This window comes from Frankia sp. CcWB3, from assembly GCF_977927595.1.
On the sequence record NZ_CDWRCK010000127.1, the window covers coordinates 1 to 12061 of the forward strand.

11 protein-coding genes and 2 pseudogenes are annotated in these 12061 nt (G+C 70.1%); 8 read left to right on the forward strand and 5 right to left on the reverse strand.

Annotated elements, in window-relative coordinates:
* Nucleotides 1-244: 244 nt before the first annotated feature.
* The gene (locus ACY5KJ_RS11485; RefSeq protein ID WP_462203346.1) at nucleotides 245-1144 is read right to left on the reverse strand and encodes a universal stress protein; all 900 of its coding nucleotides are present in this window, start codon (nucleotides 1142-1144) and stop codon (nucleotides 245-247) included.
* 548 nt (nucleotides 1145-1692) lie between these two features.
* On the opposite strand from ACY5KJ_RS11485, the gene ACY5KJ_RS11490 reads away from it, so the two are divergent.
* On the forward strand, nucleotides 1693-2133 hold the full coding sequence (locus ACY5KJ_RS11490; RefSeq protein WP_462187586.1) for an Hsp20/alpha crystallin family protein: 441 nt from the start codon (nucleotides 1693-1695) through the stop codon (nucleotides 2131-2133).
* 154 nt (nucleotides 2134-2287) lie between these two features.
* Nucleotides 2288-2998 (forward strand): DUF1918 domain-containing protein, encoded by a 711-nt coding sequence (locus tag ACY5KJ_RS11495; protein ID WP_462187585.1) that lies wholly within the window; start codon nucleotides 2288-2290, stop codon nucleotides 2996-2998.
* 71 nt (nucleotides 2999-3069) lie between these two features.
* Here ACY5KJ_RS11495 and ACY5KJ_RS11500 read toward each other — a convergent pair whose 3' ends face one another.
* Both ACY5KJ_RS11500 and ACY5KJ_RS11505 read right to left on the reverse strand, forming a co-directional pair.
* On the reverse strand, nucleotides 3070-3987 hold the full coding sequence (locus ACY5KJ_RS11500) for an NUDIX domain-containing protein (RefSeq protein ID WP_462187584.1): 918 nt from the start codon (nucleotides 3985-3987) through the stop codon (nucleotides 3070-3072).
* On the reverse strand, nucleotides 3971-4147 hold the full coding sequence (locus ACY5KJ_RS11505) for a hypothetical protein (protein ID WP_462203347.1): 177 nt from the start codon (nucleotides 4145-4147) through the stop codon (nucleotides 3971-3973). The genes ACY5KJ_RS11500 and ACY5KJ_RS11505 overlap by 17 nt, the downstream gene beginning before the upstream one ends.
* A gap of 83 nt (nucleotides 4148-4230) precedes the next feature.
* On the opposite strand from ACY5KJ_RS11505, the pseudogene ACY5KJ_RS11510 reads away from it, so the two are divergent.
* The 6 genes and pseudogenes from ACY5KJ_RS11510 to ACY5KJ_RS11535 all read left to right on the forward strand — a co-directional run bounded on the left by ACY5KJ_RS11510 (nucleotide 4231) and on the right by ACY5KJ_RS11535 (nucleotide 9317).
* Nucleotides 4231-5402 (forward strand): annotated as a pseudogene (locus tag ACY5KJ_RS11510) (4Fe-4S dicluster domain-containing protein).
* Entirely contained in the window at nucleotides 5389-5856 is a 468-nt protein-coding gene (locus ACY5KJ_RS11515) for a cyclic nucleotide-binding domain-containing protein (RefSeq protein ID WP_462187583.1), read from the forward strand. The pseudogene ACY5KJ_RS11510 and the gene ACY5KJ_RS11515 overlap by 14 nt, the downstream one beginning before the upstream one ends.
* Complete coding sequence (locus ACY5KJ_RS11520) at nucleotides 5828-6751, forward strand: FAD/NAD(P)-binding protein (RefSeq protein ID WP_462187582.1); 924 nt, start codon at nucleotides 5828-5830, stop codon at nucleotides 6749-6751. The genes ACY5KJ_RS11515 and ACY5KJ_RS11520 overlap by 29 nt, the downstream gene beginning before the upstream one ends.
* Entirely contained in the window at nucleotides 6751-7581 is an 831-nt protein-coding gene (locus ACY5KJ_RS11525) for an NADH-quinone oxidoreductase subunit B family protein (protein ID WP_462203348.1), read from the forward strand. Before ACY5KJ_RS11520 ends, ACY5KJ_RS11525 begins: the two co-directional genes overlap by 1 nt.
* A pseudogene (locus ACY5KJ_RS11530) lies at nucleotides 7568-8847 on the forward strand (Ni/Fe hydrogenase subunit alpha). Before ACY5KJ_RS11525 ends, ACY5KJ_RS11530 begins: the two are co-directional and overlap by 14 nt.
* Nucleotides 8805-9317: a hydrogenase maturation protease gene (locus ACY5KJ_RS11535; protein ID WP_462187580.1), complete on the forward strand. Its 513-nt coding sequence runs from the start codon at nucleotides 8805-8807 to the stop codon at nucleotides 9315-9317. Before ACY5KJ_RS11530 ends, ACY5KJ_RS11535 begins: the two are co-directional and overlap by 43 nt.
* A 49-nt stretch (nucleotides 9318-9366) precedes the next feature.
* Here ACY5KJ_RS11535 and ACY5KJ_RS11540 read toward each other — a convergent pair whose 3' ends face one another.
* Together ACY5KJ_RS11540 and ACY5KJ_RS11545 are read right to left on the reverse strand one after the other, a co-directional pair.
* Nucleotides 9367-10512, reverse strand: coding sequence for a site-2 protease family protein (locus tag ACY5KJ_RS11540; protein WP_462187579.1), 1146 nt, complete (start codon nucleotides 10510-10512; stop codon nucleotides 9367-9369).
* 91 nt (nucleotides 10513-10603) lie between these two features.
* On the reverse strand, nucleotides 10604-11026 hold the full coding sequence (locus tag ACY5KJ_RS11545) for a TOBE domain-containing protein (RefSeq protein WP_462187578.1): 423 nt from the start codon (nucleotides 11024-11026) through the stop codon (nucleotides 10604-10606).
* Nucleotides 11027-12061: the final 1035 nt, after the last annotated feature.

A 12061-nucleotide genomic window follows, 5' to 3' on the forward strand; every position in this document is an offset into this window, starting at 1 on the left:
GCAGCAGCAGCCCGAGGTCGGCTGCGGACACGGCCGTGCGGGACGGGCCCGGGCGGGAGGCGTCGGGCGGTGCGGGGGTAGCGGGTGCCAGGTGGAGGGATGCCCGGTGCCGCGTAGCGAGCAGTTTCATATCGAAACCCTGATCCAGGCGAAAGCATACGGTGAAGCTTTGGTCACTACTGTGCCTGCCCGCTCTGCCGGGCCGGTACCTCGTTCGCCGGTGACTTCCCCCGCGGCCCGGCCGTCAGCTTCGGTGACGCCGGCGCGGCGGGCGAACGACGGCGACCGGGCAGGCGGCATGCAGCACGCACTGGGAGCTGGTGGAACCGAGCAGCAACTCGGCGAAGCCGCCGCGGCCCCGGGCGCCCACCACAAGCAGCTGGGCGCGCGCCGCCGCGTTGATCAGGCCGTAGGCGGCGTTGCCCACAATCAGGCCGGTTTCCACCCCGATGCCCTCCCAGCCGGCCAGGCCCGCGTTCGCTGACTCGTCCAGAACAGCCTGCGCGGCATCGCGAAACGCCTCGTCGCCGAGGCCCACCCGCCCGGTGAGGGTTGCCGGCAGCGGCTCCCACACATGCACGACGCGCAGTGGAGCCCGGCGCATCGCTGCCTCGCCTGCGGCCCAGGCCAGCGCGTCCACCGAGGCGGCGGACCCGTCCACCCCGACGACGACGGGGCCGGGCCGGCTCCTGCCCCGCTCGCCGTGGACAACCACGACCGGGACCGCCGCGTCGTGCACGCAGGCGAGGCTGACCGAGCCGGTCAGCCTCCGCTGCGTCCGGCTTGCCCCATGGGCGCCGAGGACGAGCATGGCCGCCCGGTCGGACTCGGCCAGCAGCATCTGTACCGGGGCCCCGTAGACGGTCCGTTCGAAGATCCGCGCCGCCGGTTCGTCCTTGCGGACCCGCTCCACGACATCGTGTAGCAGCCACTGCGCCGTCCAGCACGGGTGCTCCGGGGACGTGGCCGACGGCGGCTTCGATCGCTCGTGCGGTGGTCCGGCGGCCGCCCACACCAGCACCGCCCGTACGCGAGCGTCCCGCAGTCGTGCAGCGTCCACCGCCCAGCGCAACGCCCGCTCGGCGTCCGCGGATCCGTCGATCCCGACGACGATCTCCGCCTGCGGGACGAAATCAGCTTCCACCTGATCGCCTTCCACGTGCCCACCCTGTTCAGCCTCGTACGTGAGGTAGGTTACGTCTAGTAAGTAAATGATCGCATTCTGTTCTGATTCGCGGTAACGGCCAAGCGAACCGGCTGCACCGCGACGAACCCCTCGACGAACCCCTCACTCCCGGGCCCGTCCTGGTAGCTCAACGCGGTGATATCCAGCCCGCAGCTGTGTGCGATCGGGCTGAGCGGATAGATGGCGATCATCGGCGTCCTGTCGAGGTGGAGCGGCCGGGGTGAGCTAGCCCGTCGTGGGCCTGGAGCTGGCCGGTCTGTGGTTCGGGCGAGCCAAGCGTGGGTAGAGACTGAAAGTGGTCAGACAGGACACACTAGGTGACGATCTGCATTCTTCTATGGAGAAGAGAAGATTGTGACCCTATCCGCGCGACTCGGTGACCGTCTGGCGACGCTCATCCGGTGGAATCTGGACCCGTCTACACCGGGCCGGCGGCGTCCGGCAGGCGGGCGTGTGCGGTGCCGGCTGGGCCGGGCAGCCGCCGGCCGCCAGGAAGGAGCAACCAGATGGCGAGCATGGAACGCCAGCGTCCCCGGCGGAACTGGTTCGATCTGTTGGGTCTGCCCTGGTCGCAGGCACGGACGTCCGCGGCGGAGCTGGTCGGCCGGCGCGGGGCTGACGTTCCGGTCGAGGAGTACACCGAGGACGACGCCTACGTCCTGCGCGCCGAGATCCCCGACGTCGACCCAGACAAAGACGTCGATGTCACCGTCTCCGAAGGGACGCTGGCGGTACACGCCGAACGGCACGAGGCGAGAAGTCAGAAGGCTCTCGGCGGGTACCGCACCGAGTTCCGCTATGGCGCGTTCAGTCGTTCCGTGGCGCTTCCGCCCGGGGCGAAGGCGGACCGGGCAGCCGCGACCTATAAGGACGGCATCCTGGAAGTCCGCGCTCCGGTCGAGCCAGCCGAGACGTCCGGCCGGAAGATCACAGTTGAGCAGGGCTGACGCCCGACGATGCCCGGTCGCAGGGCCCGAACTCTCCGGCCGACTGCGGCCCCGGGCGACGTTATTACCCACCCGGGTGCCGGCCCGCTTCTCCTCCCGTGTGGGGAGCCAGGAGTCACCATCAGGGGCAAGCACCTTCCTGGAGGGGGTAAGCATGGCCGACATCCGTAGCACGATCGTCCGGCGGCCGGTCACCGTGGAGCGGTCCACCACGATCCGGGACGCGGCGGCGCAGATGGAACGGCAGGGCGTGGGCGCGCTCCTCGTCATGGAGAACGATCGCCTGGCCGGAATCGTCACCGACCGCGACATCGTGCTACGTGGCGTTGCCCGCGGTATCCTGACGGACAGCCGGATCGACGCCCTCATGACCACCGAGGTCATCACCGTGCCGTCCGGCGTCGACCTCGAACGGGCCTACGAAATCTTCCGTGACCACGCGATCCGCCGGCTCCCGGTCGTCGACGGCCGCCGGCTCGTCGGCCTGCTGTCCGTCGACGATCTGCTCATCCGCACCGAGCATGAGATGGCCGAGCTGGTACACCCGCTCGCCGATGAGGTCTTTGCCCCCCACCGCGAGGCCCCACCGCTGGCTACCACCGGCGAGGAGCCCGTCGAGCCGGCGCCCGGACTGCCGCCCCGACGTAGGGCGATGCGCGCCCATCCCGGCGACACCCTGGTTGTCCACCGTCCCACCGTCACGCAACCGGACCGCATTGGGGAGATCCTTGAGGTGCGCTCGCCGGCCGGCGACCCCCCGTTCACTGTCCGCTGGTCCGACACCGGGCACGTCAGCTTCGTCTACCCGGGACCGGACTCCGAGGTCCGCCACCCTCCCGAGGAGGCCCGCAGCGGCACCGGCTGAAAAGCGGCACCGGCTGAAAAGGATGACGGGTTCAGCTCTGCATGCGTGACGAACACGCACCGTCAGGCGAATCATACTACGGGATCGTGACGTTCCGCTGCGACCAGCCTGCCGGGATGGCAGTGCAGCAGCCAGAAGCCGCCTTCCCGTACCCCGAGCTGGTCCGGGATCGGCCAGCACCAGCCGTCCAGGAGTCGTCGGAGCAGGTCGGCAATGATGGTGCGCTGGCTACAGACCGCTGGCGGCGTCCCGGACGCCGCCAGCCCCATCAAGGTAGCGACCACCCTCGCCTCCGATCCGGGATATCCGGTGTCCGCCAGCGTCGGCTCCGGTTCGATGGCGAGCCCGGCCGTGTGCGCGTACGGGGCGAGCGTGGCGGTGCAGCAGGGTAGGTCGGCGCTGATCAGCAGGCGAATCCCCAGGCTGGTCAGCAGCGGCACCAGTGCGCTCGCCTGGGCCCGGCCGCGCTCGTCGAGCGGGCGTAGCTGGTCGGGCCCGTCCCAGCGCCGATGGTGGGCGGCCCGAACGTGGCGGATGACGACGAGCGCGGCCGTCGGCGCCGGCAGCCGACCAAACTCGGCGAGCACCTGGCGGTCGGTGTCGTAGCTGACCCGGCGAGCCGCCTCCCCCTTCGCCAGCCAGGCAAGCCTGTCCACCTCCCGGGTGGGGACGAACGTGCCGGAACGGGCCTGCATCCCCCAGTACCGGACCGCCTTCACCGTCCTGCCGCCGTCCGTCAGGTAGCGGTACTCGCCGAGCGGGGGCCCGAGCCTGGCCCGGCAACCAGTCTCCTCCTCGACCTCCCGCAACGCGCCGAGCAACGGATGTTCTCGCCGGCGCAGCTTGCCCTTGGGCAGGGACCAGTCGTCATACCGCGGCCGGTGCACGACCGCGATCTGCCGCCCGTCCCGCGTGGGCCGCCACAGCACCCCACCGGCGGCACCGACGACCCGTACCGGCCTATCCCAGGGATCAGCCGACGACTTCATACCGTCCAGTCTTCGACTCCAGCCGCCGCGGCGCCAGGAGGACAGGCACATCCCAGCAAGGCCCGGTCCAGCACGGCCCGGTCGACAACCCGCCGCCGGTGGCGCGGATCGCGGTCGGGCCGTCCGCAGCGTCCACCGCTACCAGGGCGGAGATCCCCATCTGAAGCGCATGTTCCCCGACGGCACCCAGGGGTATGGAACTCGCTACAGAAGGTTATCGCTGTCCGGGGGGTGGAGGGTGGGGTGACGAACGCAGGTGTGGCCGAGCTCATCGTCGAGCCGGCGGTGCTCGGGACGCTCGTCGATGTGCTGCGTGCACGCGGGTACCAGGTCGTCGGCCCGACGGTGCGGGACGGCGCGATCGTCTACGACGAGATCAGTAGCGCGGCGCAGCTCCCGGCGGGGTGGACCGATGTCCAGGAGGCTGGTCGTTACCGGCTCGAGCGTCGTCGCGACGCGGCGCTGTTCGGTTACGCGGTGGGGCCGCATTCGTGGAAGCAGAACCTGCTGCCGCCCCGGCTGCGCCTGCTGAAGACCCGCCGCCACGGCGATGGCGGCTTCGGCGATGGCGGCTTCGAGGTGGCGGCTTCGAGGTGGCGGAGGAACCGCTACCGCGGGCAGCGGTGGCATTCCTCGGCGTCCGTTCCTGTGAGCTGCAGGCCATCGCGATCCAGGACCGGATCCTGCTCGGGGGGCGCCACGCCGACCGCGACTACGCTGCTCGCCGCCGCGATGTGTTCATCGTCGCGGTGAACTGCCACGAGCCGGGTGGGACCTGCTTCTGCGTGTCGATGAACACGGGCCCGGCGGTGCGGGAGGGCTACGACCTGGTCCTCAGCGAAATCCTGGCCAGTGACCACCGGTTGCTCGTCGAGGCGGGCACCCCTCGGGGCGTCGAGATACTGGGCGAGCTGGCCGGGCGCCCGGCCGAAGCCGCCGACCGTAGCGCGGCCCAAGCCGCCGTGGACGGGGCGGCCGGCCGGATGGGACGCACCGTCGACGCGGCCGACCTGCGTGACCTGCTCGCGGACAACCTCGAACATCCACGGTGGGACGAGGTGGCGCAGCGGTGCCTGAGCTGCGGCAACTGCACAATGGTGTGTCCAACCTGCTTCTGTACCTCGGTGGAGGACGTCAGCGACCTCACCGGAAGTGAGGCGGAGCGCTGGCGCAGCTGGGAGTCCTGCTTCTCGCTGGACCACTCCTACATCCACGGCGGCAACGTCCGTGCCTCCGGACGCTCCCGTTACCGCCAGTGGTTGACCCACAAGTTCGGCACCTGGCACGACCAGTTCGGAACGTCCGGATGCGTCAGCTGCGGACGGTGCATCACCTGGTGCCCCGTCGGCATCGACGTCACCGAGGAACTGACCGCCATTCGGGCGAACTCCGCGGCCGGCGATGACGTCGGTTGAGGCACCGCTCGGCGAGGTCGGCGTCTTCGCCGGTATGCACCCGGACCACCTCGCCCTCCTCGCCGGGTGCGCCCGGCACGCCGTCTTCCGCCCGGGCGACGTACTCCTGCGGGAAGGCGACCCGGCCGACACCCTCTACGTCATCCGGCACGGCACGGTCGCGATCGAAACCTTCGTCCCGACCCGGGGTCTGGTCCCCATCGAGACCGTCGGAGCCGGCAATGTGGTGGGCTGGTCCTGGCTGTTCCCGCCGTACCGGCTCCATTTCGACGCCCGTGCCCTCTCGCTGGTCCGCGCCACCGCCATCGACGGTGCCTGCCTCCGCGGGAAGTTCTCCCAGGACCCGGCACTGGGCTACGACGTGCTGTCCCACCTTGCGCAGGTGCTCATCGAGCGCCTGCAGGCCACCCGGTTGCGGCTGCTCGATGTCTACGCAAACCCGGGCCAGGGCTGACGGCGCGGCCGGGGAGATGACCCCTCGGCCGTTCCGGGTGACCCGCCGCCACCAGGAGACGGGTGACACGTGGACCCTGGAACTCGCACCGCTCTCCGGCGCTCCGATCATCGCCGCACCCGGCCAGTTCACCATGGTCTACGCTTTCGGCGTCGGCGAGGTCCCCTTGTCCGTGACGGGCTGCGGCCCGGCGACAGGCGATGACCTCGCGACGGTCGACGACTCCGTGATGGTCGACGACTCCGTGACGGCTGGTACCGACGGCCCGCTTGTGCACACCGTCCGAGCGGTCGGCGCGGTGACGGAAGCGATCTGCGCGTCCCGCCCGGGCGACGTCCTCGGGGTGCGTGGCCCGTTTGGGCGAGGCTGGCCGGTAGGCGCCGCCGCCGGGCTGGACGTCGTCGTGGTCGCGGGCGGGCTCGGGCTGGCGCCGCTGCGGCCGGTCGTCCGGCAGCTCCTGCGACGGCGCGCCGACTACGGCAACGTGGTCGTGCTCGCCGGCACCCGTACACCCGCGGACATCCTCTACCGCCGGGAGCTGGCCGGTTGGCAGGACCGCACCGACCTCCAAGCCCTGGTGACCGTCGACGGTGCGCAGCCCGGATGGGACGGCCGGGTCGGCGTCGTCACCACCCTTCTCCCGCACGTGCGTTTCGATCCGGCCAGAACCGTCGCGTTCACCTGCGGACCCGAGATCATGATGCGGCTGACCGCACGGGCCCTGGTCGACGCCGGCGTACCCGCCGACCGCATCCACCTGTCCCTGGAACGCAACATGCACTGCGGCCTCGGCCACTGCGGCCGCTGCCAGCTCGGCCCGCTGATGCTCTGCCTGGACGGACCGGTCTGCGGCTACGACCGCCTGGAACCGTTGCTCGCCGTCCGGGAGCTGTGATGCCGACGCCGACGCCGACGCCGACCAGCCCAACCAGGCCCCGGCTCGCCGTCTGGAAGTTCGCCTCCTGCGACGGCTGCCAGCTCACCCTGCTCAACTGCGAAGATGAGCTGCTCTCGCTCACCGGCGAGGTCGACGTCTCCTACTTCCTGGAGGCATCCAGCGCGACCGTCGACGGTCCCTACGACCTCTCCCTCGTCGAGGGCTCGGTCACCACCGAACAGGACGTGGAACGCATCCAGCAGGTCCGGGCCGCGTCTCGGCGTCTGGTCACAATCGGCGCCTGCGCGACCGCCGGCGGCATCCAGGCGCTCCGCAACTTCGCCGACGTCGGCGACTTCCTCGCGGCCGTCTACGCCACCCCGGCGTACGTCTCGACGCTGGCGACCTCCACCCCGATCTCCACGCACGTCCGGGTGGACTTCGAACTCCAGGGCTGCCCGGTCAACCCTCGCCAGCTCCTCGAAGTCATCAGCGCGTTCCTCGCTCGCCGACGCCCGAACATCTCCTCATCCTCATCCTCCGTCTGCACCGAATGCAAACGGCGCGGGACGGTGTGCGTGATGGTCGCGCACGGCACGCCGTGCCTCGGCCCGGTCACGCATGCCGGATGCGGTGCGATCTGCCCGGCCTATCACCGCGGCTGCTACGGCTGTTTCGGCCCGATGGAGAGCCCCAACACCCCCGCGTTGATCCGCCAGCTACGGGTTCTCGGGATGAACGAGGACAACGTCGACCGAGTGTTCCGGACGTTCAACACCGCCGCGCCGACGTTCCGCGACGCCCCCGGCGAGGGTTCGGGAAGCGGTGAGACCGATGCGCGCGACTAGGACCATCGCACCTCCCCCGCTCACCAGGGTCGAGGGCGAAGGAAGGCTGCTAATCAAGATCATCGACGGGCGGGTGGACGAGGCCCACCTGAAGATCTTCGAACCGCCGCGCTTCTTCGAGGCGTTCCTCCGCGGCCGGGCCTACACCGAGCCACCCGACATCACCGCCCGGATCTGCGGCATCTGCCCGGTCGCCTACCAGATGGGCGCGCTGGCAGCCATCGAACAGATCTGTGGCATCACGGTCACCGGCCCACCCGCCGCCCTACGGCGGCTCATCTACTGCGGTGAATGGATCGAGAGTCACGCGCTACACGTCTTCCTGTTGCACCTGCCGGACTTCCTCGGCTACGACAGCGCACTACACCTTGCCCAGGACCAGCCCGCCCTGGTCAAGCTGGGACTTACGCTGAAGAAGGCCGGCAACACGCTCATGACGGTCATCGGCGGCCGCGCGATCCACCCCGTCAACGCGCGGGTCGGCGGCTGGTACCGGGCACCACGCCGGCGCGACCTGACCGAGCTCGTCGGGCAACTGGAACAGGCGCGAGACATCGCCCGATTCACCGCCGCCCTGGACTTCCCCGAAGACGAACTCCACCAGACCTTCGTCGCGCTCCACCAACCTGGCGAATACCCCGTTGAGCGCGGCCGGATCGCCTCCACCGATGGCCTCGACATCGCCCCGGCCGACTACGACCGGCACTTCACCGAAGAACAGGTGCCCTGGTCGAACGCTCTGCACTCGACCCTGGCCGCGGGCGGCTCCTACCTCACCGGACCGCTGGCTCGCTTCGCGCTGGGCGCGCAGTGCCTGGCGCCCGCCGCCCGCGAGACCGCCGCCGAGATCGGCCTGCGCCCACCGGAGCGCAACCCCTACCGCAGCATCATCGTGCGCTGCATCGAGATGGTCCACGCCGCCGACGAGGCGCTGCGGATCATCGCGGACTACACCGAGCCCGACCCCCCGCGCTGGAGGCCCCGCCCCGGGCGGGAACCGGCTACGGGGTCACGGAGGCACCCCGCGGCCTGCTCTACCACCGCTACACGATCGACCACAACGGCACCATCCTCGACGCAAAGATCGTGCCACCAACCGCCCAGAACCAACGTCCGATCGAAGAAGACCTGCGCGGCGTGGTGGAACGCTTCATAGACCTGCCAGAGCCCGAACTCGCCCTGCGCTGCGAACGGGCCATCCGCAACTACGACCCCTGCATCTCATGTGCAACCCACTTCCTGACCCTCCACATCGAGCACGGCTGACCGTCATCGGGATCGGCAATCCCTACCGACACGACGACGCCGTCGGCCTGGCAGTCGCGCATCAGCTACGCTGCACGCTCCCACCTGGCGTCGACGTGGTCGAATGCGCCGGCGAGCCGACAGGACTGTTTGCCGCCTGGGAAGGGGCCGACGCCGTCTGGATCATCGACGCCGCCCATTCCGCGGCCCCGCCCGGAACCGTGCACCGCCTACCGGCCAACGACCGCACACTGCCGGCGGATCTCGTCGGGCCATCGACCCACGCGCTCGGCCTCGCGGACACCATCGAGATCAGCCGAACACTCGGCCGGCTTCCCCGGCATCTCGTCATCTACGCAATCTCCGGCCATACCTTCTCAGCAGGCCTCGGACTCGGCCCCGAGGTCGCGGCGGCGGCCCGCAACGTGGCCGCCGCCATCCGCGCCGAAACAGCGATCTATGCCGCCAGGGAACCCGACGATCTCCGCTGACCGCCGCCAACCGCGGTAGCCGAAGGCCCGCGTTGGCGGTGGGATTCGGTCACGGGACTTCGCGCGGCCCGGGGGCGGCGTTCATCAGCCACGTCACCATGCGGCTGATGTCCGACAGCGACAGGATCCCGACGAGTCTGCCCTGGTCCATCACCAGGACGCGGTGCTCGGCGCCGGGCTCCATGCGCGGCAGCAGATCCGCCAGCGGGTCGTCGGGACCCGCGATGGTGGTCCGCGACAGTGGCACCATCACCTCGCTTACCGTTACCGTGCCGCTCTTCTCCGGCGGCACCTGCTTGGCGCCGTCCAGGGTCACCAGCCCGACCGGGGCTCCGTTCTCGCCGGTCACCGGGAACGCCGAGTGCCGGTACCGGTACAGCGGGCCGGCCAGCAGGTTCGCGACGGTCAGGGCCGCGGGCACCGTGAGCGGCTTCGTCGTCATGGCGTCATGTACCGGGACGCCGGCGAGCACACCGCGCAACTGCGCCTGCCGTCCCTCGGCGGTGGCGGCCGCGATGAGGAACGAGCCGATCAGAGCCAGCCAGAGCCAGCCGAATCCGCCGCCTCTCATGAACACGAGGAGTCCCAGAACGACGAGCAGCCAGCCGAGGACGCGTCCGGCTGCGGTAGCCCCGGCGGTCGCCCGCAGCCGATCTCCCGTACGCCACCACAGGAAGGCGCGCAGCAGCCGCCCACCGTCGAGCGGAGCGGCGGGAAAGGCGTTGAAGACGGCGAGCAGCAGGTTGATGCCCGCCAGCCAGGCCACCACCTCGACCAGGAGCTCGGGCGCGGACGCCAGGGCGAGCAGCCAGGCGCCCAGCACGAAGAGCCCGCCCAGCAGAAGGCTGACGAGTGGGCCGACACCCGCGATCCGCAGCTCCGCTGCCGGGCTCGACGCCTCCGACTTCAGCCGGGCCACCCCGCCCAGCAGCCACAACACGATGTCGTCCACGGCCACCCCGTTGCGCCGGGCCACCAGGGCGTGCGCCACCTCGTGGGCGAGCAGCGAGGCGAAGAAAACCACCGCGGCGGCAAGGGCCGCCAACCAGTACACCACCAGGGCATGGCCCGGGTACACCTGTGGGAGGCGGCCCTGCGCGAGGCCGAACGCGATGATGCCGAAGATGAGCAGCACGCTCCAGTGGACCCCGATCCGGACTCCAGCGATCCGTCCCACCATGAAGGTCGCCCGCACAGCGTCTCTCCCCTGTTCGAACGTGCCCCGGGACCAAGACCCGGCTCGACTCCGCGGTTGGACGCGGGGCCGGCCCCGTCAGGCTGTCCCGTCAGGCTGCCGCGAGGGCCACCTCCGTCGACTTGACCAGGGCGGTCACCGAGGAACCCGCGGCCAGACCGAGGTCGGTCGCGGCGGCCAGGGTGATCGCCGCGGTGAGCTCGCCGCCACCATCGAGGGCGATATGCGCGACGGCCATGGCACCGCCGGTCTCCAGGCTGGACACCGTGCCGCGCAGCCGGTTACGGATGCTCAGACCATCCACGCTGCCCGTGGCCAGCGCCACCTCGGTGGACTTGATCAGAATCTCGACGGTGGCCCCCACCGAGAGGTCGAGGTCCTTGACCGCATCAAGGGTCACCGCGGCGGTGACGGTCTGCCCGCCGGAGAGGTCGACAGTCACGGTGCTCATCACCGCACCTTCGGTGATGTCGGTGACGGTTCCGGTCAGTCGGTTGCGAATGCTCAGGCTCATCGGTCCACCTCGTCCTCTCGGGTGCCGCCAGGTGCCGTCAGTCAACTCCTACCCGCCCGTCTGTGCCGCGTACATGCCTCGACCCGCAGAAGAGCCGTGCAGAAGGGTCCTGCGGACAAGTGATGCCCGACAGGCGGTCGCGCCTGATCGGTCCGTGCGGGTCGCACCGCCCGCCTCGGGGGCGCGGGCGCTCCGGTGCCACCGGTTCGCCTACCCCGAACAGGTCGATGTCGACCATCGACCCCGAGAGTCCGGCCTCCCGCACGTAGGCGACCCGCACCGACAGGAACACTGCCTTGGCACAACAGGTGGGCAGGTAATATCGCCAGAAACCCCACCACTACCCACTGTCATGCCAGACAACACACCTATCTCACCGCCGGCGTGGGCGCCAGGTCGCCCGCGCCCGGTCCACTCACGTCTGCGACCCAAAGAAATCCCAGCATCCCTCGGCGGCACCCCCGCCGATCATCCGACTGGCGTCCACCCCCGCAACAACAGATCATCGTCGTATGACATCGGGCAATCGTGTTGAAGCAACGAAAGCGCACAACATTAAACAACGGCAACTCTCGGCGGGCCGTCCGAGCGGCTGCCCCAGGCAGCCGACCGGGTAGCCGAGCCGCGGAGAATCACGGCCGCCGACGGCCGATGGCCGGCGGCAGCGGCTGCCGACGGTGGAACCGGCGCCCAAGCCGGACTACCCCCAGACTAACCCCCCCGAGCTAACCCCGGACTAACCCCGTAGCGGGCTCGCGGAGGGCTCGTAGGGCTGCTTCCGCTGTACCCGGCTGTCCCCGTCATCCGTATTCCTGACCCGCCATCCGTATTCCCGACCTGCCTGCAGGGAATGGTGGTTCAGGGAAGCCGAGAATGTTCGCGGCCATGGCACACCTCCCGATGAGGGGACTAGAAGGGGTACCCCCGCTTCCGGTGTCGGACTACCCCGTAGGGGTGCGCATCCCTCGCGCTGGAACCGCGGCTGGAGTGCTCCGGAACGGGCGTCGGTCAACGACGTTGAAGGGACCGTTCCTC

Excerpts from the sequence above, each read along its gene's own strand:
- ACY5KJ_RS11490 (WP_462187586.1), top strand. The coding sequence starts at position 1,693 with ATGGCGAGCATGGAACGCCAGCGTCCCCGGCGGAACTGGTTCGATCTG.
- ACY5KJ_RS11495 (WP_462187585.1), top strand. The coding sequence starts at position 2,288 with ATGGCCGACATCCGTAGCACGATCGTCCGGCGGCCGGTCACCGTGGAG.
- ACY5KJ_RS11500 (WP_462187584.1), bottom strand. The coding sequence starts at position 3,987 with ATGAAGTCGTCGGCTGATCCCTGGGATAGGCCGGTACGGGTCGTCGGT.
- ACY5KJ_RS11505 (WP_462203347.1), bottom strand. The coding sequence starts at position 4,147 with ATGGGGATCTCCGCCCTGGTAGCGGTGGACGCTGCGGACGGCCCGACC.
- ACY5KJ_RS11515 (WP_462187583.1), top strand. The coding sequence starts at position 5,389 with ATGACGTCGGTTGAGGCACCGCTCGGCGAGGTCGGCGTCTTCGCCGGT.
- ACY5KJ_RS11520 (WP_462187582.1), top strand. The coding sequence starts at position 5,828 with ATGTCTACGCAAACCCGGGCCAGGGCTGACGGCGCGGCCGGGGAGATG.
- ACY5KJ_RS11525 (WP_462203348.1), top strand. The coding sequence starts at position 6,751 with ATGCCGACGCCGACGCCGACGCCGACCAGCCCAACCAGGCCCCGGCTC.
- ACY5KJ_RS11535 (WP_462187580.1), top strand. The coding sequence starts at position 8,805 with ATGTGCAACCCACTTCCTGACCCTCCACATCGAGCACGGCTGACCGTC.
- ACY5KJ_RS11545 (WP_462187578.1), bottom strand. The coding sequence starts at position 11,026 with ATGAGCCTGAGCATTCGCAACCGACTGACCGGAACCGTCACCGACATC.